Source organism: Ruegeria sp. I1 (assembly GCF_056532675.1).
In genome coordinates this window covers 241481-267599 of record NZ_JBQFNM010000003.1, presented here as the reverse complement: position 1 = coordinate 267599, position 26119 = coordinate 241481, and the positions used below count along the sequence as shown (strand labels likewise).

The window sequence follows — 26119 nt, the reverse complement described above, 5'->3', positions numbered from 1 at the left end:
CCGTTCAAGTCATATCAAATATTGCAAAGGGTCGGCCAATCGTTCGGCAAAGCCTGAAATCAGCGCGATTGCGGCCTCGCTCTCCAACTGGTCCGACGTGAATTCAAGGCTGAGGCGCAACATTTCTCTGTCTCTTGCGACGCTCAGAACCGGTGTGTCAGGGGAACCTATTCGCAACCCGGTGATGGGGCTGTCCGTCATGTCTCTCAAAACCAGATCCGCGTGACTATCCGGCACCTCCATCTGATGGAGCAAGCGCGTTTTGTCAGGGTTCTTCAGAACTGCGGTTACGCCGGTCAGATTCGAAAGTGCGATTACCAGATCCACTGTGTCTGGCATCGCAGAACGCAGTGCTCCCGAGGCGAAACTGGCCCACAGCGCGGTTGGTGCAATGGTTATTCCGCCGTCTTCCAGCATCCAGTTGAGGAAGTCATCCGTGCCGGTTCGTGGCACACATGCTGTGATCTGAGAAAGATGGGCCGAAGTGGCTGCGTTGCTGCCGGTTTTGGGTAACGTTCGAAGCACCTCGATGTCGGCGACATGATAAGGCTGTGGATGCCCGGCCAATACCAGCCGGTTCAGATCCAACCCAGCTTCGTGGGCAAGGCGGCGCGCTTTGGGCGAGGCGAGAATGCGTTCGTTCTCTGCGACCGGTGCGACGGCGATGTTTGTGTTTTGACGCGACCCAACGGGTGGATCAGCGACCTTGTGTGTTGGGATCGCGGCCGCTGGTTCTGCGTCGACCTTTTCCGCGACTTGGGTGTCAATGAAGTCGCTGGGGTCCTGCGTAAGCCCTTCACCCTCGGCAGTATCCGAAATCAGGGCGATGATCTGACCCACTGGTACTTCTGCACCTGCTTCGGCTTTGAGATCGGTCAAAAACCCATCCGCAGGTGCCTCTACTTCCATAGTCGATTTGTCGGTTTCCACTTCGAAGAGCGGATCGCCCAAGCTAACCGCCTCGCCCGGCGCTTTCAGCCAGTTGACCAAAAGACCCGTGTCCTGCGCCATGCCAAGGGCCGGCATGATCACCTCATGGGGCATGAAACATGTCCCCCGCCATAAGCCTGCGGGCGTTTGCGGCAACACCTTCCGGGGTTGGAACAGTAATGTCCTCCAGTGCGGGCGAGAACGGGACGGGCACGTCCATGGCCCCCATCCTCAGCACAGGTGCATCAAGGTAGTAGAACGCTTTTTCATTGATACGGCTGGCTATTTCACCCGTCACACCATAGCTCTGGTGCCCTTCATCCACGACAATCACACGGCTCGTCTTGCGGGCAGAAGCAAGTAGCGTTTCTTCGTCCAATGGAACAATTGTACGTGGATCAATCACCTCGGCTGAGATCCCTTCGGTTAATAGTATTTCAGCGGCCTTCTCACAAACCTGAACCATCGAAGACGTGCCGATCAACGTAATGTCTGTGCCATGGCGTTTGACATGGGCCTCACCAAAGGGAATGAGGAACTCTTCCTCAGGGACCGGTGCCTTGTCGTTGTACATCAGCTTGTCTTCGAAAATCACAACCGGGTTTTCGTCGCGGATTGCGGTCTTTAGCAGTCCCTTGGCCTCGTAGGCCGAAGAAGGTAACGCCACTTTCAAACCCGGAATGTGGGCCACAAGCGCATGCAAGGATTGGGAGTGTTGCGCAGCGGATCGTCGAGTCGCGCCCAGATTTGTGCGCAGGACCAACGGCGCGTTCATTTTACCGCCAGACATGTAGTGGATCTTGGCCGCCTGATTGCAGAGCTGGTCCATGACCAGAAAGATAAAATCGCCAAACATCAGATCAACGATCGGACGGGTGCCGGTCATGGAGGCACCGACCGCAAGCCCCATGAACCCTGGTTCCGCAATTGGGGTGTCGACCACGCGATCGGTGCCGAATTCTTCGACCAGCCCGGAAAGAATCTTAAAAGGAGTTCCTGCTTCGGCAACATCCTCACCGATGACGAATGTATTGGGATCGCGACGCATTTCTTCGGCAAGCGCTTCGTTGACGGCCTGAGACAGAGTAATTTCTCGCATATTTCGCTCCTCAGGCCAGCGCGTGTTTGACGTCGGTGAACACATGCATGTCGACTTCGGCGGCGTCTGGATAATCTGCGTTCAGGGCGTATTCGACGGCGGCGGTAGCTTCGGATTTGATGTCAGCGTTCATGGCCTCAATCTCGTCCTCCGATGCAATACCTTCTGCAACAAGCCAGGATCGGAACCGCGTGATCGGATCGCGGTTATCCTTCCAGTGCTTTTCTTCTTCTTTCGACCGGTAATATTCGCGATTGATATCGCCCACGTGGTGGCCGTGGTAGCGATAAGTCATCAGTTCGATGAAGAACGGACCTTCGCCCTTGCGAGCGCGTGCGACCAACTTCTCGGTCAGTTCATTCACGGCCAGCACATCTTGTCCGTCGACCTGGTGAGCCTCAATGCCAAAGGCTTCGGCGCGTGCAGTGATGATGCCTGCCGCGATTTCGTCCGTGCGGGTGTATTCTGAATACCCGTTGTTTTCGCAGGCATAAATCACCGGCAACTTCCACAAGGCGGCCATGTTCATGACCTCGTACATCAGCCCCTGAGCGGTGGCCCCATCGCCAAAGAAACAGACGGTGACGTCATCCTTGCCTAACAGTTTGGCAGAAAAGGCAGCCCCTGTTGCGATACCCATCGACCCGCCAACAATCGCGTTTGCACCAAGATTGCCATTGGACTGATCAGCGATATGCATCGACCCGCCTTTGCCACGGCAATAGCCTTCTTCCTTGCCCAGCAACTCGCAGAACATTTCCTTGAAATCGGCGCCTTTGGCTACGCAATGGCCGTGGCCACGGTGGGTCGAGGTTATTTTGTCGGTGACCCGCAAAGCTTCGCAAATACCAACTGCCACGGCCTCTTCACCGGAATACATATGGGTCAGCCCCGGCATCTTGGCCGACAGGTACAACTGGTTTGCGTTGTCTTCGAATGTTCGGATGCGAACCATCTGGGTGTACATCCGCAGATAGTCCTGAGTGTTGGTTTTTGCGGCGCTCATGGCAAACTTTCCTAAGGAGTGAACGCCGACCCCTTGGGGGCCGGTTGGATAGGCGTCAGTAGCGGTTGGCGATTGGCAGGTCCTCAGCCGGGAAAAGGCTGATCACTTCGCAACCGGTTTCGGTGACCACGACCTCTTCCTCGATCCTCGCGGCGGAGTAGCCGTCGGTCGCCGGGCAATAGGTTTCTAGCGCGAAGACCATTCCCGTCTTGATCTCCATTGGATGATCAAGGCTGACAGCGCGGCTGATGATCGGCCGTTCATGCAACGCCAGACCCAGCCCGTGACCAAATTGAAGGCCAAAGGCAGACGCTTCGTCGGGAAAGCCGAACTCCTCGGCTTTTGGCCAAACTTCCGCCACCTTGTCGGTGCTGACCCCCGGTTTGATCATCGAAATCGATGCATCGATCCATTCGCGCGCCTTCACATAGGCGTCGTTCTGGGACGGCGTGGACCGGCCTATGTTGAAGGTCCGATAGTAACAGGTGCGATACCCCTGATAGGATTGCAGAATATCGAAGAATGCCTGATCACCGGGTCGGAACAGCCTGTCGGTGAAGTTGTGCGGGTGCGGGTTGCAGCGTTCGCCGGAAATGGCGTTGATCGCCTCGACATCGTCGCTGCCCATCTCATATAGCATCTTGTTGGACAGCGCGACGATGTCGTTTTCACGCACGCCCGGTTTCAGCTCTTCGTAAATCATGTGATAGACGCCATCGACCATCGAAGCAGCTTGCGTCAGTAGCTGGATTTCATCCCAGTTCTTGATTTCGCGTGCTGCCAACATGATTTGTTGGCCGTCGACGACGTTGATGCCCTCAGCCTTGAGCGCTTCGAACATCGCCGTTTCTGCATAGTCCACTCCAACCGGCATATCCCCCATTCCTGCGTCGCGGATTAGTCCGGCGATTTCTTTGGCGTATTTGCGCATCAATCCAAATTCGGGCGGGATGGTGCCCCGCATGCCGACTACACCTGCACGGCAATGATCCGGCACCAGCCAATCCGAATATTTTTTGTGATGCATCGCAGCGGACCCGAAATCCCAGACATAGGGCGCATCGTCGCCCGTCAGCAGGCAGAACCGGCACATCTTGTCGCGTTCCCATTCACCGATTTTGGTGGCCGAAACGTAGCGAATATTGTTCACATCAAACAGGAGGAGAGTACCAGCGTTCGACGCTTTCAAAGCCTGACGCGTGCGTGCCAGACGATAGCGGCGCAGACGGTCATGATCAATTCGACGCTCAAAGTCGACGGATGTATGACCCCACGCCGGCAATCGCCCTTCCCATTTCCAGTTGGGTTCAAGATCCTGAGGGGTAAGCAGGTTGGGCATTAATGCTCTGGACATGACGGCTCCTTCGGGTGGTTGCACCACCGATGTGTTGTGTGGGGTCAGCGAAGTGTTGCTGCGTTACTGAATGCACCAGCCGCCATCGATGTGGATCATCTGGCCGGTCATATAGTCGCTGTCATCGCTGGCCAGGAACGACGCGGTACCGACGATGTCATTGGGGTAGGAGACCCGTTTGACCTGAAGTGCATCACGCACGATGTCTTCATACGCTTGCCCTTCGCGTTCCTTGAAACCGATACCGACCAGATCCTTGTCGAGTTGCTCCCAGAGTGGGGTTACAACGACGCCTGGCGCATATCCGTTGACCGTGATGTTGTGCTCGGACAGCGCAACGGCGCCGCAATGAGTCAGGGCCAGACAGCCATATTTTGAGGTGCAGTAAACCGTCACATCCACAAGCGGTTTGCGCGAAGCGATTGAACCGACGTTGATGATCTTATAGGGATGTCCCTCCATCGGGCCTTGCTTGATCATCTGACGTGCAGTTTCCTGCATCCCCAACCACATCGCCTTGGTGTTGACGTTCATGATCATGTCCCAGTTGTCTTCATCGATATCCATGAAGAACCGGGGTTTGTTCAGGCCCGCGTTGAACAGACCCACGTTGATACTGCCAAAGGCTTCGACGGTTGCCGCAACGGCACCCGCATTGTCTTCGCGCTTGGTCACGTCCATTTTTACCGCGATTGCGCTGCCGTTACCGTTGGCATTGATGCCATCCGCAACTTTCTGCGCCTCTGCGTGATCAATGTCTCCAATGCAGATGTTTGCACCCTGAGACGCAAAGCACTCGGCGTTCGCCTGTCCCATGCCGCGAGCGGCGCCAGTAATCAGAATGTTCTTACCTTTCAGGCGATTGGGGTCCATGATCTTCTCCTTGGGGTTCTATCTTCGGCGCTTGCCACTTAGCGTTTCGTCAGCACGATCCTGCGCACGGCGCAGAGCTTCTTTTGGGGGTATGATCCCGCGCAGCATGTCGTGAAGTTCCTCTCCACAGATGCGAATGACATCGCTGATCTCAGGTACGGGTGGGCGTGGCCAGAATTGCAGCTCATCTCGCCAGGACATGGCGTCAACTGCTTCGAAAATCGGCGACGATCGTTGTACTTCGGGGTCGGCACCAACTGAATAACGCGGGTTGGTCCGGCTGCCGTTCTGGACGTACAGCTTTTGAGCCTCTGGAGACGTGAAGACCCGTAACGCTTCTGCTGCTGCGGCACGACGCTCGACCGGCAGGTTGGAAGGGATGCCCATAACATACCCGCCGACCGGTGCTACTTGAGTGGCGCCACGTCCTGCAGGATGTGGAAGGAAACCGGTCTGCCCGTGTGCGGGCGAAGACGGATCGCTTTCGAAATAAGGCGCCAACAGCGTGTAGCCGTATGCCATCGCGACCTTGCCTGCGGCAAAGGGACGGATACGTTCGTACCACGACATAGACAAAATGTCGGGCGGTGAGTACTTGAGTAGCTCCATCAGATACTCGGCAGCACTTAGCCCCACGGCCGTGTCGATAGTGAATTGATAGGCATCTTGATGCAGGTCTTCGGTGTCAAAACCGCCGGCGATCTCTTTTAGATCAACGATCGGCTGCCCGAAATCTGAAAGCGTCGTCAGGAATGTATGTCCGAGCGCTGTCCCACGTGCCGCGTTCCAAGCTATGCCATATCGCCCGTGCTGCGGATCGTGGAAAGCCTTTGCCGCAGTCAGAAGTTCATCCGTCGTTGCAGGTGGTTCCAGCCCCGCATCGGCAAACTGATCGCGCCGATAGAACAAAAGCTCTGGTGTGGTTTGCGCCGGGACACCATAGGCCTTACCGCCCCAATGTGCCGCTTTCCAGCCTGCGGTATGGAAGTCGGCCGGATCCAGCACTGCCAAATCCATCACTTTCTCTAACGGCAGCAACACGTCTTTTTCAACAAACTCACCGATCCAAGGAAGATCGACTGCGATAATGTCATATCGGCTGGTTGGGCGTTCCGCGTTTTTGAGCGCTTCTTCCCGCAAGCGATCAATTGAAAAGGCGCGTTGCTGGATCTGTGATCCGATCACTTGTTCAAATTGCCGCTTGAGCGTTTCCATCACCATGAAGGTCGGGTCACCATGCACCAGAACGCGAACCCCACCAGCCAGTTTCAGGGGTTCACCTAGAACTTGCAGCGGTGGTATCGACTTGGTCGCCATGTAAGATCCGCCAAAATAATAGTCGGTGGACTCTGCCCGCTCTTCGTTTGTTCCAAATTCGATTTCGGCCAGGCGCCGGATGCGGGTGGACAGCTGCATCCATCCCTCAAGAAGATGTTCGCTGGGATGAAGCGAGAAGCTTTTGCCGGAACTGGTGCGCGGGCGCTGTTCGATCAGGCCTGTTTCGATCATTTCCTTCACGCGGCGCGACGCAGTGGCATATGGAATGTGCGACGCCGATATGAGAGACGTCGGGGTGACGGTTTTACCCTCAATGTGATTTCGGATCAGGAAAAGAGACATCAGAAAAAACGGGTTCGGGGCAAAGACCTCGATCACATCTTCCAGCTCTTCGCAAAAGCTTTCCAGAAACGAAACAACCTGAAGCATTTCGGTCTTGTCCTGATAAAAACCTTGCTGAAATGTCGAAGCTGAGCCGTCCATGGGTTTGTACCGCTTTGCACCCTGATCATGAGTTTGGGCCGAGTCTGGCGCTGGATTGTTCGATTTGGACAAATTCGATTCGCTCATATTGCCCTCCCTTTCAAAATGTTCAGAATGATCTTGGTGCAGTATCGCTTAGATATCCGTTCTGGATACCACGATTCTCAATTTGGATACTTTCGGGGGGTCTTAACGCGGAAGTTTTCGCGAACCTGTCAGGGCTAATCCGATCAACGGATGATGATTCCCGCGGAGGAAAGACGGGAGTTGGCAAGACCAAGAATTTACCCGGGAGGAAACCGAATGAATATCCGCAAAACTCTTGTGGCGACCACCGCCCTGGCCCTGACGGCTTTCGGCGGGGCAGCCGTGGCTGATACAATGACCATTGGCATTACGCAGAATAATGTCGGCGTCGACAGCTATCAGACCACATATGAAAAAGCCTTTATCGCAGCCGCCGAGGCGAACAGCGATGTCGACGTTGTCGTTCTGGATGCAGGAGGTGACGTAGCCCGTCAGATTGCACAAATGGAGGACCTGATCCAACAGGAAGTGGATGCCATCATCATCTGGCCAACCAATGGCGAGGCCGTGATCCCTGCGGTACGCAAGGCGCACAAGGCCGGTATCCCCGTTATTGTCACCAACTCAAACATCGCCGAAGCAGGCTTTCCGTTCGTCGCGTCCTTCTCTGGCCCCGACAACATCACACAAGGTTCACGTTCAGCGGAAATCATGTGCGATAAATTCAAGGACATGGGCATCGAAAATGAAGCACGCGTCGTACAGATCTCGGGGCAGCCGGGGTACACTACGGCCATCGAACGCCAAAAGGGTTTTGATGATCGCCTGCCGGAAGTTTGCCCCAATGTGACGCTGGTTGAAACCCAACCTGGGGACTGGAACCGTGAAAAGTCCCAGAAGGTCATGGAAGCTTTCCTTGTAAAGTATGATGACATCGATGGAGTCTATTCCGGCGATGACAATATGGGCGTTGGCGCATTGAATGCTGCAAAAGCCGCTGGTCGTGAAGGTATCATCTTTGTTGGTGCCACAAACTTCGCTGTTGGCTACGAAGCTATGGAGCGTGGCGAATACTGGGGATCGATCTACCAGTCACCTGTTGACGATGCCGAGGCTGCATTGAAAACAGCGATCGAAACGCTGGAAGGTAAGGAACTGCCGTTCCTGAACTACTTCGACACACCGAAGATCACGCAGGACAACCAAGGCGAGTTTACCAAGCCAGTTTTCTAAGTCTCTCCCCAGATGCGCGGAGCCTACTGGGCTCTGCGCTGCTTCTTCAATTCAATTGAACAGGGAGAAACCCATGGGGCGAGTCTCTGGACGTTCCTGTATTGTCACCGGGGCAGCTCAAGGTATCGGCCGCGCCATTGGCGAGGCGCTGTTAGAACAAGGCGCGGATGTCTGTTTTGCCGACATAAACGGCGACAAGGTGGCAACGGTCGCCGCCGAAAACAGACAGAGAGCCAACAGCCATGGCGGTCAAGTTACCCATGCATCCGTCGACGTGACCAATCGCCAACAGGTCCGTGCGATGATCGAACATACGGTGAGCCTGTTTGGAAAACTGGATGTGAAATTTAACAATGCCGGTGTGAACAAGCCGATGAATTTCCTCGATGTGACAGATGAGAACTGGCATTTCATCATGGGCGTTAATGGGTTGGGATGCATGATAGGCATGCAGGAGGCCGCACGTCAGATGATTGCTCAGGGAACCGGTGGAAAAATCATCAATACCGCATCAATTGCAAGCCGACAGGGGTTCGACAACGTAGCGCCTTATTGCGCCTCAAAATGGGCTGTTGTTTCGCTGACCCAGTCGGGTGCGCGGGATTTGGCAAAGCATGATATTACGGTGACGGGCTTCGCCCCCGGCGTGGTCGCGACGGAAATGTGGGAAGAGGTCGACCGCGACCTGATGGAGATCGGTGCCGCCGAGCGCCCCGGACAGGCGATGGAGGAGTTTTCGGCTGAAATATTGCGCGGACGTGTTGCCCAGCCTGAGGACATCACTGGAACGACAACGTTCCTTGCGTCGCACGATAGCGACTACATGACCGGTCAGATCGTGATGATTGATGGCGGCATGACGCTGGTATGAACACGCTGCGCCCGGTGAGCGCACGAATAAGATAGATGCTCCGGCTTGTCGGAGACGGGGAGAACGGGATGGCGCAACTGAAGAAATCCGACATCGGAGGCATACTGGCCCGGCAAGGTATTCTTGTTGCTTTTGTCGTGTTCATCATCGGATTTACGTTGGCGAACCCCAGATTTCTGGATCCGGACAACATTATGGGCGTGATCCGCTCATCTGCCATTCTGGGTGTCATGGCGCTGGGGGTGACCTTTGTTGTGATCAGCGGTAATCTTGATCTGTCCGTTGGCTCAATGATGTCCTTTTCAACTATTGTTGTCCTGGACCTTCACGACAAAATTGGGCCAACGCTGGCGATCCCTTCGATGTTTGCCATGACAATGTGCCTTGGCGCCCTGATCGGGTTTCTTGTTGGTTACCTGAAACTCAACTCGCTGATTGTGACGCTTGGAATGCTGTCGGCCATCCACGGGCTGACGCTAACCTATTCTGGCGGCAAGAACATGGATATCGCCGACAAGGAAGGCACCTGGTTCAGCGTTTTCGGCCAGGGCGACGCGTTGGGTATTCCTGTTCCAATTCTGTTGTTTGTTCTGTTGGCCGCTTTTCTGGGTATCGTGCTGGCCAAAACCCCTTTTGGCCGCAAGGTCTACGCAGTGGGGGGCAACGGTGTAGCTGCAACCTTTTCCGGTATTCGGCGCGCGCGCGTTGTTTTCGCCTGCTATCTTGCGTCGTCCTTTTGTGTCGCGACCGCCGGTCTTATTCAGGCGAGCCGTTCAATGGGAAGCCAGAACACCGTGGGGCAAGGTCTGGAGCTTGAAGTGCTGGCTGCTGTCATCCTCGGAGGCGCGTCTTTGTTGGGCGGGTCCGGAACAATCTTCAAGACGGTTATTGGCGTCCTGATGCTTGGGTTTATTCAGAACGGGCTACTGCTCGTCGGCCTTCAATTCTACGTCCAATACGTCGTGACCTGGGTGATCATTATCCTGGCGGTATGGCTCGATATTGCGGCCAAGCGCGGCAAACTCTGGTCACCGATCGCGTAAGGGAAACGGATACATGCAAGCTGGTACTCTGAGCACTTTCCTGAAGCGAGGCGCCATCTGGGGTTTTATCGTTTTCGAGCTGATCTTCTTCAGCGTTGCGGGAGAATATTTGTCACTCAGTGACAAAGCCTTCATGGATCTCGACAACATGCTGCTGTTGTTCAAACAGTCTGCTCCCATCGGGATCATCGCGATGGGTATGACCATCGTCATGATCAATGGCAATATTGACCTAAGCGTCGGAGCTACTTTTGCACTCTGCGCAATTGTCTTGCTGGACAGCCTGACATGGCCTGTCTTTGCAGGTCTCGGGGATTGGGTCATCCCAATCTCGTGGAGCCTTGCGTTGCTGACCGGCATCGTGCTGGGCGCCATTAACGGATTGATTGTCTGGAAAACAGGGGTCGATGCGTTCATCGTGACGCTTGGCTCGATGCTGGGCTATCGTGGTCTGGTGTTCATGTACAATGGCGAGCAGCCGACAAGTCATTTGAACTGGACGTTGGTTGATTTTGCCGAGGCGCAGTTTCTCGGCCTGCATACCGCCACATGGTTTCTTCTGGCGGTTACGCTGGTGATCTGGTTCGTGATGACTCGCACCATCCACGGACGTAATGCCTATGCCATTGGCGACAACCGCGAGGCGGCTGTGAATGCTGGTATCAGGGTAGGTCCACACATGATGGTCAATTTCATGATCATCGGGTTTCTGGCGGCGCTGTCGGCCGTGGTGTTTTACTCCGAAAGCGGATCAGTAAACCCCAATGATGGTGAGTTGTACGAGCTGTGGATTATCACCGCGGTGGTTCTGGGCGGCACTAAGCTGACCGGTGGTGCTGGCTCGGTGATTTCGACCTTTGGTGGTGTGCTGGCGATCCAGCTTTTGCGCAAAGGCTTAGGTCATATCGGCGCAGATACATCAACCGTCAATTTGGTGATCGGTCTGATCCTGATTGCAGTTCTCTACCTCGACAAGCAACTGAACCGCAAAGGTGCAGAGGAGCTGAAGACATGACCGAACGCACGCCCGCCCTGCGCCTTGAAGGGATCGTGAAGACATTTCCCGGTGTTCGCGCGCTTGATGGCGTTTCCTTTGCGGTCATGCCTGGAGAAGTGCATGCGCTGATGGGCGAAAACGGCGCTGGGAAATCAACATTGATGAAGGTTCTGGGAGGTATCTATCAACCCGATGAAGGCCAGATCCTTATCGAAGAGTCTCCGACTGCCATGACTTCACCTCTGGAAGCCAAGGCTAAGGGTGTTGTGTTCATTCACCAGGAGCTCAGCCTCGCAGACGAATTGTCCGTGGCCGAGAATGTCTATCTCGGTGAGTTGCCGCGCAAGTCTTTTGGGCGGGTCGACTGGGACAAGCTGTATGCCGATACTGCGAACATTCTGGATCGGCTGAAGGTCGGTTTTACACCCAAGACCCTCGTGGGGGATCTGTCCATCGCCAACAAGCAAATGGTCGAGATTGCCCGCGCCCTAACAGTCGACGCCAAAGCCGTGATTTTTGACGAACCCACCGCATCACTGACAGACACGGAAAAGGATGTTCTGTTTGAAGTGATCGCCGATCTGAAAGCCCGGGACGTGGGTATCATCTACATTTCGCACCGGATGGAAGAGATCTTTCGCATTACCGACAGGGTCAGTGTTCTGCGGGACGGGCAGCACACCGGCACCGCGATCACAGCTGAAACGGATGAAGAATCCGTCACCCAGATGATGATCGGGCGAAAGTTGGACTTGTCCCGCAACGCCTCTCATCACGAATTGGGGGACGTGGCTTTGGAAGTGCAAAACCTGAGTTGCGGTGATCTGTACGAAAACGTCAGTTTCAAGATCAGACGCGGCGAAGTGGTCGGTTTTTATGGGTTGGTTGGCGCGGGGCGTACCGAGATTGCCGAAACCTTGTTTGGTTTGCGCGATCCATCCACCGGACAAATCCTGCTTGATGGGGAAGTGATACGCATCCACACACCTTCAGACGCGATCGAGCGGGGCATCTCGCTGGTCCCAGAAGACCGCAAAGGTCAGGGGTTGGTATTGGGCATGAACTGCCGGGACAACATGACCCTGCCTCAGGTTGATGATCTCAAGGCTGGTCCGTTTGTGGCCGAAGGGGCCGAGATCTCGATCTTTGATCAATACCGCGACCGGCTGGACATCCGAACGCCCGGTTGGAGGCAACTTGTCGGAAACCTATCAGGCGGAAACCAGCAAAAGATTGTCATCGGAAAATGGCTGTCCATGCACCCCAACGTGCTGATTGTTGATGAACCGACCCGGGGAATCGATGTCGGTAGTAAAGCAGAGATTCACAACCTGATCCGAGATCTTGCCGCGCAGGGATATGCGGTGATCGTCATAAGTTCGGAAATGCCTGAAGTGTTGCACGTCGCGGACCGGATCTACGCTATGTTCCAAGGGCAGATCACACAGGAATTCACGTCTGAAGATGTGACCGAAGATAGTCTGGTTCGGGCTATCTCAGGCATGTCTGACAACGGCACGACGCAGGTCGCGTGATGCGGGTTGGTTTTGCAGGATTGGGGCGCATGGGGCGCCGGATGGCAGCCAACTGTGCCCGGGCAGGGCATGAGGTCACGGTCTGGAACCGCAGCACCGGTCCTGCGCAGGATTTTGCACAGAGTGTTGGCGGCGGAATTGCCAACACTCCTGGAGAATTGTCCCGAGTTTCTGATGTCACGGTCTCGATGCTCGCAGACGATGCAGCCGCACGGGCAGTCTATTTCGGAGATGCAGGTCTGATCTCGGCACCGGGCGCGCAAATATTGATTGAGATGGGCACAATGAGCCCGGCTTTGGTTTCCGAGATTGCAGAGGCTGCCGAGACAGCCGGAAAACGCTTTGTTGATGCGCCGGTTTCCGGGGCGACCAACGCCGCTGAAGATGCTACGCTTCTGATTATGGCAGGCGCTCATGCTTCGCTCGCTCAGACGCTGTCACCCCTGTTTGACGCGATGGGGCGCAAGACCATCTGGTTGGGGCAGGCCGGTGCCGGTGCGGCCATGAAGCTTGCGGTGAATTTGCTGATCCACGGGCTGAACCAGACGGTCTCTGAGGCGCTCTGCCTTACCGAGAGCGCTGGCATAGCCACTGATCTCGCATTTGATGTGATCGAAAACTCTGCGGCTGCGGCGCCGATGTTAAAGTTCCGCCGCCCTATTTATCTGAACGAAGCAAGCCAGGCTGTGACGTTCACAGTTGCGCTGGCACGCAAAGATGTCGCGCTTGCTCTGGATCTGGCGCAGGATGTCGGTGTGCCGATGCCACTGGCCAAAACTACGTTTGAGGTGCTGAAAAATGCCGAAGCACAGGGCTTCGATGCGCGCGACATGGCGTCCATCTTCAACTACATGCGAGGACAATCGGAATGAAAGCCGCACTTTTTGTTGGAGGCTGGAAAGGTCACGCCCCCAAGCAATTCAGCGATTGGTACGGGGCGCTTCTGAAGGACAACGGGTTCGACGTGGATGTCTACGACACGTTGGAGCCTCTGGAAAACCCGGATGAACTGGCCGATCTGGATCTGATCACACCGATCTGGTCATCCGCCAGATCGGGCCACAAAGATAAATACGGGAATATGACAAAATCGCAGGAAGACGGGCTTTTGAAGCTGATCGGGGACGGGTGCGGGCTGGCAGGGTGGCATGGCCATATGGGCGACGCGTTCCGCGACCGGCCCACTTATCACTTTCTGATCGGAGGTCAGTTTGTTGCGCATCCGCCGGGTTGGCCTGATAACCTTCAACCGCGCGAGGATTACATCGATTATGATGTGACCATCTGCAAACCCTATGACCCAATCGTTAAAGGGATCAGAAGCTTTCGTCTGACAACCGAGCAGTATTACATGCTGGTTGATCCCTCTAACGACGTCTTGGCAACGACAACCTTTTCCGGGGACCATCTGTGGTGGATCGAGGGGACAGTCATCCCGGTGGTTTGGAAGCGCCGATGGGATAAGGGTCGCGTTTTCTATTGCTCAATCGGGCATGAGTTGGACGATTTGAAACAGCCTCAGGTCGCTGAGATCATTCGCCGTGGTGCAATTTGGGCCGCTGACGGAAAACCATAGCGCCGCAATACTTTTTTGTGAATTCAAGAAGCAGCTGTTCGTCCTGATCCAACGGTTAACCGTACCCGAGGGGTATCGATGTTCCGCAATCACCCCAAGGTTGCGTCGCTGAAGTTGTTTAAGGACGCGAGAATTATTCCAGAATATCCTCAAATATGTAGCACTCGCGTTCGCCCAAATGCGGAATGACCAAAGGCCTCATCCAAAAACTCCGCACCTCGAAGTATCTGCCCCTATCGCATGCGAGTTTGAGGTTGTGTTGCAAACTTTTGACCATTGACTTTTGTAGCGTCAGCGCCCGTGTGGCGAACGGCACTATCCAATTGAAGGTTGGTCCATGATTTCTTTCAAAAGCGCTCAGTATCCGAAAGACGTGATCTTGTTCGCGGTCTTCTTTTATGTCCGCTACGGTGTTTCCTATCGGGATCTAGAAGAAATCATGGCCGAGCGCGGTGTTTCGGTGGACCACACCACACTGAACCGATGGGTAACACGGTATTCCGGCGCGATCGCTGAAGCAGCGCGTCGCCGAAAAGGGTCATGTGATCGTTACTGGAGAATGGACGAAACTTATATCAAAGTGAAAGGTGCGTGGGTTTACCTCTACCGGGCCGTGGACAAACACTGCAAAACCCCTGATTTCATGCTTTCTCGACGTCGTAACAAACCTGCAGCCACAAACTTCTTTGCTCGAATGTTGGAGATCAACGGCCTTCCGCGAAAGATTGTCATCGACAAAAGCGGCGCAAACACAGCAGGTATCAAAGCCATCAACAAAATGCTGAAGGGCTTTGGATGTCCGATTCCAATCGAGATGGTGAGGCAGAAGTTCCTAAACAACATCGTCGAACAGGATCATCGGTTCATCAAGAGACGCACTCGACCAATGCTGGGGTTCAAAGCTTTCGAATCTGCTACAGCAACCCTCGCTGGAATCGAAGTCGCGAACATGATCCGCAAGGGCCAATTCACGCGCGCGAACTAGGTCATCTCTTTGTCCAATCAAATCAGAAGCGACCCGCGCATCATCACCCTTGCCCGGCGGATCGCAACCTGCAATAGCAATCTGAACCGAGATACTTGATTGCAGAAAGACGGATAGCATGAAAACGGCCCTTGTTTGTGGTGCAGGTGGGTTCATCGGATCGCACCTTGTTAAACGGCTGAAACGGGACGGTTTCTGGGTCCGGGGAGTGGATCTGAAGTATCCTGAGTTCGGGGAATCACATGCAGACGACTTCGTTATTTATGACCTGCGCGGGCGGGCGGAATGCCAAGCGTTGTTCGACTGCAAATTCGACGAAGTGTATCAGTTGGCTGCGGATATGGGCGGGGCCGGATACCTGTTCACCGGCGACAACGACGCCGATATCATGCACAATTCCGCAGCCATCAATCTGAACGTTCTTGATGCATGCAGGCGAGCCGATGCCGGACGCGTGTTCTACAGTTCGTCGGCCTGTGTTTATCCCGAATACAATCAGGAAGATACAGCCGCCCCGGTCACTCGAGAAGACAGTGTCTACCCAGCCTTGCCGGACAGTGAATATGGGTGGGAGAAACTGTTTTCCGAGCGCCTGTTCCTGAGCTTTAGCCGCAATCACGGCATGGAATGCCGGATCGCCCGATATCACAACATATTTGGCCCGGAAGGCACCTGGACCGGGGGGAAAGAGAAAGCCCCCGCCGCGATGTGCCGCAAGGTGGCTGAAGCCGAGGATGGTGGCACGATCGAAATCTGGGGTGATGGCAAACAGACGCGCTCGTTCCTGTATGTAGACGACTGTGTTGAAGCCACTGTCCGTCTGACCCGCAGTGATACATTTGCCGGGCCGGTCAATATTGGTTCGGAACAGATGGTCTCGATAAATGATCTGGCGAAGATGGTTGCCGGAATTGCCGGCAAGACCCTGCATATCCGCAACGTGCCCGGGCCCGAGGGCGTGCGCGGCCGCAATTCCCACAATGAACTGATCCGGAAAGAGCTGAATTGGGAACCGGTGACGGATCTTGCCGCCGGTCTGGCCCGAACATACCCGTGGGTGCGCAGTCAGCTAGAGCACGCCATGGCCGTCACCGCCTGACCACAGCCGACGGTCAGATCCGGGTCCAGAAAATATCGGCCCAAGGGTGATCCGGATCGCCCTTGGCTGCCAGATCCCGGCGCCAGATGCGCACGTGATAGGCCGAGATCAACGCACCCGCATCCAGCCCGATCCGAGTTTCAAGACGCCCCGACCCTGACTCGGGCACATCGAAGTCAATGCGGGCGGTGCCGACTGTTCCCGGCTGGGCCAGAATGGCGCATTGCCCCAGTACATCGCCATCAAAAATCGAGGCTTCAAAGACGCCGATCTGCCCTTTCTGCATGGACAGGGTGAGGTAGGAAAACTCTACCGTATAGGGGCCGGGATCGTCGATGGGCACATAGGGCCCATAGATCATGTGACCCGGCTGCCCGTCGGAAATCACCCCACCCAGATCATGTTTGAAATCCCGGGTCTGTGGCATGTCCGTGCATTGAAACATATGCCGCCGCAAATCGGGTTTACCCGCCAGCACGACCTTTTGCCGGGTCTGCAGATAGTCCGACCACAATGGATGTTGCGCCTGGGGGTGTTGCGTCTGGCCCGAACCCGGGAACACCAGAAGATAATCGGAAACTATCTGGGTATGGGCCCAGTTCCGCTCGGAGCAGGTCAGCCCGACATAAAGGTCACCGTCATGGATGAAAAAACAGGTCGGATCGATGATACCATATCCCAGCTCGACAAAGGACTGGAACAGCTCGGTAAAGGTGATGTCGATATGCAGATCGTCATCCAGTGACCAGAAAAACGGTGTATGATGGACCCGGTTTGCCGTGGTGCGACCCAGTCCCACAATGTCATCGCCCAGAACCATGGCGTTGGCGCCGCCACGAAACAACGGGAACGGCTGATAAGACGCGGTGAGTTTGAAATCGAGCTCACGCTCGGCAACACAGATCGCGTGGCCGGACGTGGTATCAATCTTCAGCACCCGTATGGGGGCCAGCTGATGAACAGCAAACAGCTCACCGCCTCTCAGGAAAGGCTGCCAGTTTTTGCCAAAGTCAAAGTCGTCGTCATCCACCGTGATCGGAACACGGCGATCCGCTGCGAAATCATACAAATAGACTTTGGCTGCGGAGAAATAGGTGCCCAAAATCAGGGCAAAGGCCTGTTCCCCGTCGCTGACCACGCGGGGATCGCCGCCAAAACCAAGATCACGCTGTTCGACAATCTGATATCCGTCTTCTGACCGGGTGTACTGGGTCAGTATGATCTGATCGTCGTGAAAGTCGGGCTGCCCGATCCTGTCGAGTGTTGCAGTCATATCCCTTGCGTTCAGCGAATAGAGCGTATCGCGCCAGAATGCGAAGGAATAGAAGTAGTCGTTATAAGCGCCGAACTTCGCCACGCGGTCGTAGTGCCATACCAGCTGCGCTGGTGTGTTGCGCATGTGCCGGGCAATGGCAGACAGGGATTTCAGCGCGCTGCAGCCGAGATGTCCTACAAGATCGTTCAAGGTCCAGGCCTTCGCGCTGTTGCGTCTGCCCGGCATTTAGCAGAAATAGGTGGCGAAGGTAAATCAGGCCAAGCTATGGGCGTTGAGATCATCTATCAGCAGGCTCGGTTCTCGGCACTGGGTGAGCAGGCCGAGGCCTTTCGTGCCTTTGCGGTGCTTGGCGATGAGGTAATCTCTGTGCATCGCCGATTTCGACTGCACAGAACCGATCAGTTGTTTCAGGGTGGATCCCTGGACAGCGAAGTTGTCCTAACCCGGCGTGTGTTGAGATCAGGCTGGTTCAAGCCTGTGCGAGAAGAAGTGCTGGGACAGGGCATCGATCCCCGAATTGTGTCGGATCGTAGCCGTGCTTTTGTGGTATATGCCGACTACTTGAGTGATGACGGATTTCGCGGGGTGTTCCGCGTGGTCGAACTGCCCTCTCGCCAAAGCCAGGTCTATGAACATACCAACTTCCCGATGGGCAAGAACTGGCAGCCGTTTTTGCGAGATGGCCGATTGTTTGTTTTGCACAGCTTTGCTCCGGCGCGGGTGATCGAACTGTGTCGGGACGGGCGTATCGAACCCGTCACCGAGCTTCAAACCGATTATGATCAACCCGCGCCGCATGATGGCTATTCAATCTATCGTGGCGGATCGAACGGTCAGGCCGGGACCGATGGGGATGTCTATGGCTTTGGTCATTTCACCTATTCCAACTATTGCCACGCCCCGTTCCCATGGCTACTGAAACAAGATGGCAAGGTTCAGTGTGGCGACGCCATGATGTTCCCGACGTTTCGCAAACAGGGTTTTCATCTGCAAGATGTCACCTCATTCTTCATCCATGAGAGACATGCCTATCTGGGTCTGTCGCTCAGCGAGCGTGACTGGTTTCATGCGCAGCGCATGGTGAATGTGCTGTTGCGGATCTCGGAAGATGACCTCGCCAATATGTTCGAAAACCCCGATATCTGGACCGATGATGGGCTAGGTCTGCGTGACACGAAGCGCGTTCAGACGATTCTGCCGGCGGCTCAGGACTTCGATTGCCCGGTCGAGGATCATCTGGGATCGAGGCACAGTCTGGGTGAACCGGGTTTTGCACTAATGAGTCGGGATGTTCTTGAGACCAGCGCCGGTCGTACGTATCGGCTTGAGGTCACCTATCGTTGCCCCGGGGCTCCAGATCCCAAGGTCGGGTTTGTGCGGCTGAGCGGATATTCAGGAGCGAGGCTTATGTATCCGCCACATATCACCGAACTGCATCAGACAGCCGATGGCGAGGCCACAGCAATTATCGAGTTCACCGCAGATGAGGGGACTGAGCGAAAACTGAGCATCTGCACCTTTGGTCCGCAGCTGTTCATCCTCAACATCCGGTTGTCCGAGCTGTAGGATCAGATACTCCGCCCTTTAAGCAACACAAGATCGACAAAACCTCGGACCGATCCGTCCAGTAGGTCAGCATTCCAAATCGGCACAACCGATCCGTCATGCTTCAGTTTATAAATGGCAAACCCGGCCTCTTCGATCATGTCGATAAAGGCGCGCGCATCGATAGGCTGGTTTTCATAACGCGCTGGTGAAAACTCCATTACCACGACACATTGATCCGAACGGTCCAGCAAGGGGCGCAGACCTTCCCAGACCTGAGGCTCAAAACCTTCGACATCCATCTTGATGATGTCAGGCGTCAGTCGGCGTCCCAGCGTCTTTTCCAGTTTTGCAACTTCACTATGAGCGGCCACCACCGACACGTCTTCGAACCAGTCCGTCGGCTCGGAAAAGGACGCGTCACCCATGAACTCATCTTTGTGATAGAGCCTCAAGTTCTCGTCGCGGTTTGACAGACCTTTGGGAACGATATGCAGATGGCTGTCAAAGCCGTTCACGTTGGCGGATTTGCGCAATAGATCGACCATGCGCGCCTGTGGCTCGAAAGCCAGAACATATCCGTCTGGCCCGGCATGATGCGCCGCCAGAAGGCTGTAGAAGCCGCAGTTTGCACCAATGTCGAAAAACACTGAGCCGGGTGTAAGAACGGTCTCCAGATACGCGCTGACCCACGGCTCCCACCGGCCATCGGTTAGCAGATGCGGTGTGATGCTGATATCGCGCGTATCAACAAAGATCTTCCGATCAAAATAAGTGTAGGTCAGGGCCGTATAGTCACCCAGATAATGCGAGCGGTTCATGCTGTGACCTCTATCTTCTGCGGCGCGTTACGCGTCCGGATCGATGCGGTGGTGATTGATCTTATTCCGGGTGGGCTGGCCCACTATGTCGGGACTGATTTGAGATCGCAAACAGAAGGTCATCTGCCACATCGGACCAGCTGCGCAACGAGGTCTCTGCGATCTTTTGTTCCAGCGCTTGCCGGTGCTGCTGGTTAAGGAGCTTCTGAATCGAGTCCGCAATACTGTCCACATCCTCGGGCGCGCAATAGGTGACAAGATCACCTCCAACCTCGGGCAAAGACGATGCGCGAGACACAACAGCCGTCTTTCCATAGGCAAGGGATTCGCCAACCGACAGCCCCCACCCTTCGGACAGGCTGACTTGAACCGTGAACAGACATCTTCGATACAGCAGATCAAGCGCCTTGTCAGAAGGGCTGGAAATGATCTTGACAAGCCCGTAGCAATCTCCGGTTCCTTCCAGAAAGCGGACAAAATCATAGGGCATGTGACCGCTGTGACCTGCAAAAACCAAAGTAGGCAGATTGCGATGCCCGGCATCGAACAGTGCCTTCCAAGCCATCGCGATGCGCCGGACGTTTTTGCGGGCCTCGATCGTGCCGACGCACAGAACAAAAGGCTGGCAGAATACCTCGGTAAAGACCCGGTCCTGTCCGTCCAGATCAAAGGCGGCCGGATAGTTGATCGCAAGGTTTCGCCCTGCCGGGTCGTGTTCCAAAGAAACCTGCGTCCCAAGCGGTAGCGGGGCCTGAGCAAGCGGCAGTGTTCTGATCGGTAACCGATGGCCAATCAACTTGGTAAAGTGAGACAGTATTTCATGTGTGAAATTGGAATTGGTCAGAAAGAAATCGGAATAGTCGGCTGCCCAGTTCATCCAGTTCCAGAAGCTTCTGGCGGTTTCACCAGACACAAATTCCGGGGTTTCAAGCGGTATCAGATCATGGATCAGATGGTATTTCGTCACCGGCAGATCACGCAAAGCGTTCAGAATGTTCTTTTGCCATTCCTGCGTCACCATATCCAATTGGATCAGATGATCCCCGGGACGGCATACATCCCTAAAGTCGCGACCCCTCAATTGCTCGGGGCTGCGGCGCCGTAGCCTTTTCCACTGAGCACAGTCTATATTCACTTTTCTAAATCTGGCCTCAAACCCCAGCATTGCGGCCAGATCATAGCGCGCGCGATGAAACAGGTACTTGACCGGGCTACGCTGATATCTTCCGAGCACCGCGCCAATCGGGCCATCGAAGGCATCCGTATGAAACAACCGCCACAGGGTCCGCGTATCCAGTGGCCTTCTCTGGGCAATAGCCTCATACGGCGCGCATCGATAAGCGTTTCGAGCCCTGTCGCACCAAGAAAGATACAACCGATCCGTCGGCAGTTTCCCGGCCATCTCAGCCGCGAGAGTTAGAACGACCCTTTGAATGCCGGACAGTGCATCATGGGTTGCAACATGTTCCACCGTCCCCGAGATATCGAGAAAATAGGTAGACCCATCATCGGCGGATTGGCTCTGCGGTATGGAGGTCATTGGCAGACTGCTCTGGTCACTTTCCCGCACGCCCCTGTTGGAGCTGGGTCGGTTTTTCTGCTGTGATCAGATGTTCCAACAGGTCATCTGTCACATCCTCCCAAGATCGCAATCGCGGCTTTTCCGCAGTGATACGAGCTCGCAAACCCAGGCTGTGGGCCTTGTTCTGCGTCAACCCTGTGATGTGGGTGGCCAGAGTACTGGGATCGTCAGGATCGAAATACAGCGCGAGGTCGCCGCAAACCTCCGTCAACGCCGGGACATCCGTGCAGATGACGGGCGTACCGCACCAGAGCGCTTCCCCAGCCGGCAACCCCCAGCCTTCCATCCGCGACGGCAGAACGAGGGCACAAGCACCCCGGTACAGCGCAATCAATTCAGCCTGCGTTGGCTCATTGCAGATCTCAATGAACGGACGGAGCGAGGCCAAGCGCGGGCTTTTTAGAGTTTTTCGGGTGGTACGCCGCAAGCTTCCGGCCAGCACCAAGCGAGGTACCGGTTTGCCCTGGCTCTGCATCTGCAACAACGCTTCGAAGACTACCTCGAGGTTTTTGCGGCCCATCGTCAGCCCGACGGTCAGCAAGTAACCCTGCTTGGGCAGAGTTTTAACGTTTTCACCGGTATAGTCCTTGCATTCATGCGCCAGTTGGACGGTGCGAATATCCGGGCCATTGGGCAACAGGCCCTGTTGTGTAAAGTGCAGTATCTCGGATTTGGTGAACTCGGAATTCGCCAATACCAGACTGGAGCAGGCAAGGATGGTTCGGTTGTCGTCCAGAAACTTGCCTGGAAAATACGCCGTCTTGTGACCGAACTTTTTGTGCAACGGGATCAGGTCATGCAGCAATGGAACCACCGCTAGCATAACACCTTTTCGCCGCAAGGTTTGGATCGCATCCGAAATGATCTTGGGACGAGACGCTGACACAAGGGTTTTGTCGGTCATATCGATCGTGTCCGGCTCAAATTTGGCCCGCCGCCAGTTTGCCTGGTTGCGCTGTTGCATCAGGGGCCGCAATGCTTTCAGTAGCTTCCGGGTCACAGATCCGTATTGATCATGGGTTGACCGAATGCGGTACTCGGAAATCCCCAAGGGCACCGCTAGATCGACCTGCCCATTTTGGTCCGTCTGGGGTTGTATCTCGATAAATCCTTGATGAGCATAGGAAAAAACCGCGAATTGAACAGGGTCATTGCGTCGAGCCAGGACCTGAGCAATCTCCTCAACCACGCGTAAAATTCCATACATGCGGAATCGCCCGGTTGAGGCGCGAAACACCTCGGTCAGATCAAACACCAGTCCACTCATCAATTATACGCTATTCCTAAAGATGCGGTCCGCATTCTGCGAATATCTAGATTCAGATTGCCTATGGTATCCATCTAGATTTCAGCACTGGTTCGTTGTTCAAGCCTGCAGGTTTTGAAGCAGTTTTGAGCGTTGCTGCGCAGGTTGAGTATAAGCCTAACTTCATGTCGAATTCAAAGCCTGTTAGTTGTGTCTCGGAATTCCAGGTTTTGTGACACATCAATGCAACTTTTGCGCCTGAGAGTTGTTTGTGCCCACGGCCTTCAGCAAGTCTGCAGCAACATCACCCCAGTTGCGTAAGTTGTAATCGCTTATCTTGCGCTCCAGACTGGCGCGATGATCCGGATTCAACATCTTTGCAATAGCGCTGGCAATACTGGCGATGTCCTCCGGATCGCAATACTCCACCATCTCCCGGCCTACCTCCGGCAGAGAACTGACGTTTGAGACAACCGCCGTCTTGCCGTAAGCCAGCGCCTCGCCGACGGGCAGCCCCCAGCCCTCATAAAGCGAGGCCATAACCGTGAACATACATCGCCGATATAGCAGATCGAGCAGCACATCATCCGGTGTTTCGACAATCTGTGCATAGCCATAAAGATGACCTGTCGCCTGCATGGCCTGCTTAAAATCATCCCGCATGATCCCCGGTTTGCCAGCAAAAACGATCTTAGGTAGGTTGCAACATCCACTGTCCAACAGCGATTTCCATGCCATCAGAATACGCCAGTTGTTCTTACGGGCTTCAATCGTGCCAACGCACAAAACAAACGGCCCTGCCAAAATGGTGCGGACTTCATCCGCCAAGTCGCGGCAGTCATATGCGTCTGGATAGGTGCCCACGAGTTTTGAGGGCTGGGGCAACGGATCTGCCTGGTTGGGAATACTCAGTTTAGTTTGTGCCAGAGGAACAATCCCGACTGGTACCGACACCTCATGACGATCAACGAAAGTGCTGAGGTCCCTAAATGTCGCCTCGGAATTGACCAGAAACTGATCACTGATTCTCGCGGCACCTTCGAGCCAGTCAAAAAACAAGGTGGGCGCGTGATCAAAGCAAAGCTGCGGCCGGACCAGCGGTATCAGATCATGGACGAAAACAGAGATTTTTAACCCGAGTCTCTTTGCCTCGCCATAGGCCTGAACGTGCCGGGGGTGGTTTGAGAAATCCAGCACGATGAAACGATCGTCCGGAGTCGCAATGTCTTGCAATCTCTCGGTTCCGGCCGCTGAGACACCCGCAGTTTTTTGCCGAGTTCTGATGCTTCGCCAGTCGGCGGCCGTTATCCCGTATTTTCGGAGCTTGTCGTCTTTTCCGAGCCACCCCAACACGTCCAATCGCGTGCGATGAAACAGGTATCGTGCTCTATTCCGGCGGTACTTCCGCAACGGTGCTACGGGTTCAATCGACGTACGGTGCGGATGAAAGAACCGGCGCGCCTTAATTGGATTCGTGAAGGTATTTGCAGTCAGAGCGTCAAAAGGCATACACTTCAACGCGCCGCTTTTACCTTCACAATAGGTTAGATAAACTTGATGCGACGGCGCTATAGTCGAAAATCCGCTGACAATTTCGGTCAGGGCTCTCTGAATCCCAGAATAATGCGCGTTGCGCTGCAAAAAGTCGACCAAACCTGAAACATCAAAGAAGAACTTTATGGGCGGCCCTGACGACATATTGGCGGCGAGTTCACGTGTTTTTCCACGCTCGGACATTGACAACCTGCATCGAAACCAAAGCTGCTGCCACTAAACACATTTGACCCTGCAGTGACAATCGGTTCCCCGAGGGGTTCCGTCGCAAACTTTCGGCCATTGACGAGTGAATGACTGTCTGTCGTATCAAGTCGAAAGCCCGCTCATGATTTCCTTCAAAGGTGCACAGTATCCGAAAGATGTGATCCTATTCGCGGTATTCTTCTACGTTCGATACGGCGTTTCCTACCGCGATCTGGAAGAGATCATGGCAGAGCGAGGTGTTTCCGTCGATCACACAACGCTGAACCGCTGGGTGACACGGTACTCTTGCGCAATCGCTGAAACGGCACGCCGCCGCAAAGGCAAATGCAACCGCTCCTGGCGAATGGACGAAACGTATACTATAGTAAAGGGATCATGGGTTTACCTCTACCGAGGGGTCGACAAACACGGCAAAACTTTCGATTTCATGCTTTCACACCGTTGGAGCAAGCCTGCCGCCACCAAATTCTTCACCCGGATGTTGGAGCTCATTGGTCTACTGCAAAAAATTGTCGTTGACAAAAGCGGAGCCAAAACAGCTGGTATCAAGGCGATCAACAATATGCTGAAAGGCTTTGGCTGCCCGATCTCGATTGAGATGGTGAGGTGGAAATACCTGAACAACATCTTGGAACAGGACCATCGTTTCATCAAAAGACGCGTCCGGCCAATGCTAGGGTTCAAGGCGTTCGCTGCAGCGGCGGCAACCCTCGACGGAATCGAAGTGGCACACATGATCCGCAAAGGTCAAATCACGCCCGGAGTCTGTCCGTTTCGGCAATTTGCAAGAGCTGGCCGCTTAGCCCGCCGGTACAATGCTATCGCTGTCGCCAGTCAAAACTTCGCAACAGATCCCGGTTTGCCCCTGTCTTATCCGAGCGCGCGTTATCAAAACCGCAGTCGGAATGACAGTTGGGAGCAAAGTTTGCGACAGAATGGGCCGTGATCAGTTGCATCGGTTCCTCGACCAGCGTTCGAAAGATGACGCCCTGAGGCATCACCGAGGGTCTGGTAACCAGAGCTGCATCCAAATTTCCGCGCGCGAGTTCCGCCAATAGCGTACCGGTGAGGCCGGGTTTCAGATGCAGACCCAGTTTAGGTTGTTGCGCCTTCAGTCGGGCCATGGCCTGCGGGGCCAGACCTGTCAGCGTGGTGCGCAGGACGCCAAGCCGTATGGTACTGGCTAGCTCGCCTTGTTCATGAAGTGAGGGCACCAAACTGTCGTAATCCGCGATGATCTTGCGGGCTTTTTCGACCACTTGATGCGCGATCGGGGTCAGCTCGGGCGTGCGGGTGCTGCGATCAAACAGGGTGACCCCAAGATCAGCCTCAAGCACTTGCATCTGTTGGCTGACAGCGGCGTGGGTGACATGCACCACATCTGCCGCCGCGCTGAAGGTTTTGGTATCTGCAATCGCCACAAGTGTGCGCAGCATTCGGATGGTCACAGTCGGCATCTTTGAACTGAGAGGTGCCAACAGGTTAACCTGTTTTGGGGC

22 protein-coding genes and 1 pseudogene are annotated in these 26119 nt (G+C 54.9%); 11 read left to right on the top strand and 12 right to left on the bottom strand.

Annotated elements, in window-relative coordinates:
- Positions 1 to 9: 9 nt before the first annotated feature.
- The 6 genes from ACR0DH_RS07895 to ACR0DH_RS07870 form a co-directional block, all read right to left on the bottom strand.
- Positions 10 to 1044 (bottom strand): biotin/lipoyl-containing protein, encoded by a 1035-nt coding sequence (locus ACR0DH_RS07895; RefSeq protein WP_480548153.1) that lies wholly within the window; start codon positions 1042 to 1044, stop codon positions 10 to 12.
- Positions 1034 to 2029, bottom strand: coding sequence for an alpha-ketoacid dehydrogenase subunit beta (locus tag ACR0DH_RS07890; RefSeq protein ID WP_480543883.1), 996 nt, complete (start codon positions 2027 to 2029; stop codon positions 1034 to 1036). Before ACR0DH_RS07890 ends, ACR0DH_RS07895 begins: the two co-directional genes overlap by 11 nt.
- A 10-nt stretch (positions 2030 to 2039) precedes the next feature.
- Positions 2040 to 3035: a thiamine pyrophosphate-dependent dehydrogenase E1 component subunit alpha gene (locus ACR0DH_RS07885; RefSeq protein ID WP_475163953.1), complete on the bottom strand. Its 996-nt coding sequence runs from the start codon at positions 3033 to 3035 to the stop codon at positions 2040 to 2042.
- Between the two features lie 55 nt (positions 3036 to 3090).
- Complete coding sequence (locus ACR0DH_RS07880) at positions 3091 to 4389, bottom strand: M24 family metallopeptidase (protein WP_480548151.1); 1299 nt, start codon at positions 4387 to 4389, stop codon at positions 3091 to 3093.
- A 63-nt stretch (positions 4390 to 4452) separates the two neighbouring features.
- Entirely contained in the window at positions 4453 to 5262 is an 810-nt protein-coding gene (locus ACR0DH_RS07875) for an SDR family NAD(P)-dependent oxidoreductase (RefSeq protein ID WP_480548149.1), read from the bottom strand.
- A gap of 18 nt (positions 5263 to 5280) precedes the next feature.
- Positions 5281 to 7110, bottom strand: coding sequence for an extracellular solute-binding protein (locus ACR0DH_RS07870; RefSeq protein ID WP_480543887.1), 1830 nt, complete (start codon positions 7108 to 7110; stop codon positions 5281 to 5283).
- A 216-nt stretch (positions 7111 to 7326) separates the two neighbouring features.
- Between ACR0DH_RS07870 and ACR0DH_RS07865 the strand changes: the two genes are divergently transcribed.
- The 9 genes from ACR0DH_RS07865 (at position 7327) to ACR0DH_RS07825 (ending at position 16389) form a co-directional block, all read left to right on the top strand.
- Positions 7327 to 8283 carry a sugar ABC transporter substrate-binding protein gene (locus ACR0DH_RS07865; RefSeq protein ID WP_480543888.1) on the top strand — a complete coding sequence of 319 codons (957 nt, stop codon included), beginning with the start codon at positions 7327 to 7329 and terminating at the stop codon, positions 8281 to 8283.
- A 73-nt stretch (positions 8284 to 8356) separates the two neighbouring features.
- Positions 8357 to 9154, top strand: a complete 798-nt coding sequence (locus tag ACR0DH_RS07860; protein WP_475163982.1) for an SDR family oxidoreductase — start codon at positions 8357 to 8359, stop codon at positions 9152 to 9154.
- 68 nt (positions 9155 to 9222) lie between these two features.
- Complete coding sequence (locus ACR0DH_RS07855; RefSeq protein WP_480548147.1) at positions 9223 to 10197, top strand: ABC transporter permease; 975 nt, start codon at positions 9223 to 9225, stop codon at positions 10195 to 10197.
- Between the two features lie 13 nt (positions 10198 to 10210).
- Complete coding sequence (locus tag ACR0DH_RS07850) at positions 10211 to 11212, top strand: ABC transporter permease (protein ID WP_480548145.1); 1002 nt, start codon at positions 10211 to 10213, stop codon at positions 11210 to 11212.
- A complete protein-coding gene (locus ACR0DH_RS07845; protein ID WP_480548143.1) occupies positions 11209 to 12729 on the top strand; it encodes a sugar ABC transporter ATP-binding protein in 1521 nt (506 codons plus the stop codon). The genes ACR0DH_RS07850 and ACR0DH_RS07845 overlap by 4 nt, the downstream gene beginning before the upstream one ends.
- Positions 12729 to 13601, top strand: a complete 873-nt coding sequence (locus ACR0DH_RS07840) for an NAD(P)-dependent oxidoreductase (protein ID WP_480543892.1) — start codon at positions 12729 to 12731, stop codon at positions 13599 to 13601. The genes ACR0DH_RS07845 and ACR0DH_RS07840 overlap by 1 nt, the downstream gene beginning before the upstream one ends.
- Complete coding sequence (locus tag ACR0DH_RS07835; RefSeq protein ID WP_480543893.1) at positions 13598 to 14305, top strand: ThuA domain-containing protein; 708 nt, start codon at positions 13598 to 13600, stop codon at positions 14303 to 14305. Before ACR0DH_RS07840 ends, ACR0DH_RS07835 begins: the two co-directional genes overlap by 4 nt.
- A gap of 337 nt (positions 14306 to 14642) precedes the next feature.
- Positions 14643 to 15290, top strand: coding sequence for an IS6 family transposase (locus ACR0DH_RS07830; RefSeq protein ID WP_480543894.1), 648 nt, complete (start codon positions 14643 to 14645; stop codon positions 15288 to 15290).
- A 118-nt stretch (positions 15291 to 15408) separates the two neighbouring features.
- Positions 15409 to 16389 carry an NAD-dependent epimerase/dehydratase family protein gene (locus ACR0DH_RS07825; protein WP_480543895.1) on the top strand — a complete coding sequence of 327 codons (981 nt, stop codon included), beginning with the start codon at positions 15409 to 15411 and terminating at the stop codon, positions 16387 to 16389.
- 13 nt (positions 16390 to 16402) lie between these two features.
- Here the strand turns inward: ACR0DH_RS07825 and ACR0DH_RS07820 are convergent, their stop codons facing one another.
- Complete coding sequence (locus ACR0DH_RS07820) at positions 16403 to 17854, bottom strand: hypothetical protein (RefSeq protein WP_480548141.1); 1452 nt, start codon at positions 17852 to 17854, stop codon at positions 16403 to 16405.
- On the opposite strand from ACR0DH_RS07820, the gene ACR0DH_RS07815 reads away from it, so the two are divergent.
- Positions 17834 to 19231 carry a hypothetical protein gene (locus ACR0DH_RS07815; protein WP_480548139.1) on the top strand — a complete coding sequence of 466 codons (1398 nt, stop codon included), beginning with the start codon at positions 17834 to 17836 and terminating at the stop codon, positions 19229 to 19231. The genes ACR0DH_RS07820 and ACR0DH_RS07815 overlap by 21 nt on opposite strands.
- Positions 19232 to 19233: 2 nt before the next feature.
- On the opposite strand, the gene ACR0DH_RS07810 is transcribed toward ACR0DH_RS07815, so the two are convergent.
- The 4 genes from ACR0DH_RS07810 to ACR0DH_RS07795 all read right to left on the bottom strand — a co-directional run bounded on the left by ACR0DH_RS07810 (position 19234) and on the right by ACR0DH_RS07795 (position 24596).
- On the bottom strand, positions 19234 to 20031 hold the full coding sequence (locus tag ACR0DH_RS07810; RefSeq protein ID WP_480548137.1) for an FkbM family methyltransferase: 798 nt from the start codon (positions 20029 to 20031) through the stop codon (positions 19234 to 19236).
- Positions 20032 to 20092: 61 nt separating this feature from the next.
- Positions 20093 to 21571, bottom strand: coding sequence for a glycosyltransferase (locus tag ACR0DH_RS07805; protein WP_480548135.1), 1479 nt, complete (start codon positions 21569 to 21571; stop codon positions 20093 to 20095).
- Positions 21572 to 21587: 16 nt separating this feature from the next.
- Positions 21588 to 22880, bottom strand: a complete 1293-nt coding sequence (locus ACR0DH_RS07800) for a glycosyltransferase family 4 protein (protein WP_480548133.1) — start codon at positions 22878 to 22880, stop codon at positions 21588 to 21590.
- Between the two features lie 219 nt (positions 22881 to 23099).
- On the bottom strand, positions 23100 to 24596 hold the full coding sequence (locus tag ACR0DH_RS07795; protein ID WP_480548131.1) for a glycosyltransferase family 4 protein: 1497 nt from the start codon (positions 24594 to 24596) through the stop codon (positions 23100 to 23102).
- 145 nt (positions 24597 to 24741) lie between these two features.
- Between ACR0DH_RS07795 and ACR0DH_RS07790 the strand changes: the two are divergent.
- A pseudogene (locus tag ACR0DH_RS07790) lies at positions 24742 to 25404 on the top strand (IS6 family transposase); the annotation flags it as partial.
- Positions 25405 to 25438: 34 nt separating this feature from the next.
- Here ACR0DH_RS07790 and ACR0DH_RS07785 read toward each other — a convergent pair.
- Entirely contained in the window at positions 25439 to 26077 is a 639-nt protein-coding gene (locus ACR0DH_RS07785) for a LysR family transcriptional regulator (RefSeq protein WP_480827049.1), read from the bottom strand.
- Positions 26078 to 26119 lie beyond the last annotated feature (42 nt).

Excerpts from the sequence above, each read along its gene's own strand:
- ACR0DH_RS07880 (WP_480548151.1), bottom strand. The coding sequence starts at position 4,389 with ATGTCCAGAGCATTAATGCCCAACCTGCTTACCCCTCAGGATCTTGAA.
- ACR0DH_RS07815 (WP_480548139.1), top strand. The coding sequence starts at position 17,834 with ATGTCCTACAAGATCGTTCAAGGTCCAGGCCTTCGCGCTGTTGCGTCT.
- ACR0DH_RS07840 (WP_480543892.1), top strand. The coding sequence starts at position 12,729 with ATGCGGGTTGGTTTTGCAGGATTGGGGCGCATGGGGCGCCGGATGGCA.
- ACR0DH_RS07890 (WP_480543883.1), bottom strand. The coding sequence starts at position 2,029 with ATGCGAGAAATTACTCTGTCTCAGGCCGTCAACGAAGCGCTTGCCGAA.
- ACR0DH_RS07860 (WP_475163982.1), top strand. The coding sequence starts at position 8,357 with ATGGGGCGAGTCTCTGGACGTTCCTGTATTGTCACCGGGGCAGCTCAA.
- ACR0DH_RS07885 (WP_475163953.1), bottom strand. The coding sequence starts at position 3,035 with ATGAGCGCCGCAAAAACCAACACTCAGGACTATCTGCGGATGTACACC.
- ACR0DH_RS07810 (WP_480548137.1), bottom strand. The coding sequence starts at position 20,031 with ATGAACCGCTCGCATTATCTGGGTGACTATACGGCCCTGACCTACACT.
- ACR0DH_RS07865 (WP_480543888.1), top strand. The coding sequence starts at position 7,327 with ATGAATATCCGCAAAACTCTTGTGGCGACCACCGCCCTGGCCCTGACG.
- ACR0DH_RS07785 (WP_480827049.1), bottom strand. The coding sequence starts at position 26,077 with ATGCCGACTGTGACCATCCGAATGCTGCGCACACTTGTGGCGATTGCA.
- ACR0DH_RS07850 (WP_480548145.1), top strand. The coding sequence starts at position 10,211 with ATGCAAGCTGGTACTCTGAGCACTTTCCTGAAGCGAGGCGCCATCTGG.
- ACR0DH_RS07855 (WP_480548147.1), top strand. The coding sequence starts at position 9,223 with ATGGCGCAACTGAAGAAATCCGACATCGGAGGCATACTGGCCCGGCAA.
- ACR0DH_RS07825 (WP_480543895.1), top strand. The coding sequence starts at position 15,409 with ATGAAAACGGCCCTTGTTTGTGGTGCAGGTGGGTTCATCGGATCGCAC.
- ACR0DH_RS07845 (WP_480548143.1), top strand. The coding sequence starts at position 11,209 with ATGACCGAACGCACGCCCGCCCTGCGCCTTGAAGGGATCGTGAAGACA.
- ACR0DH_RS07800 (WP_480548133.1), bottom strand. The coding sequence starts at position 22,880 with ATGAGTGGACTGGTGTTTGATCTGACCGAGGTGTTTCGCGCCTCAACC.
- ACR0DH_RS07895 (WP_480548153.1), bottom strand. The coding sequence starts at position 1,044 with ATGCCCCATGAGGTGATCATGCCGGCCCTTGGCATGGCGCAGGACACG.
- ACR0DH_RS07805 (WP_480548135.1), bottom strand. The coding sequence starts at position 21,571 with ATGACCTCCATACCGCAGAGCCAATCCGCCGATGATGGGTCTACCTAT.
- ACR0DH_RS07835 (WP_480543893.1), top strand. The coding sequence starts at position 13,598 with ATGAAAGCCGCACTTTTTGTTGGAGGCTGGAAAGGTCACGCCCCCAAG.
- ACR0DH_RS07830 (WP_480543894.1), top strand. The coding sequence starts at position 14,643 with ATGATTTCTTTCAAAAGCGCTCAGTATCCGAAAGACGTGATCTTGTTC.
- ACR0DH_RS07870 (WP_480543887.1), bottom strand. The coding sequence starts at position 7,110 with ATGAGCGAATCGAATTTGTCCAAATCGAACAATCCAGCGCCAGACTCG.
- ACR0DH_RS07875 (WP_480548149.1), bottom strand. The coding sequence starts at position 5,262 with ATGGACCCCAATCGCCTGAAAGGTAAGAACATTCTGATTACTGGCGCC.
- ACR0DH_RS07795 (WP_480548131.1), bottom strand. The coding sequence starts at position 24,596 with ATGTCCGAGCGTGGAAAAACACGTGAACTCGCCGCCAATATGTCGTCA.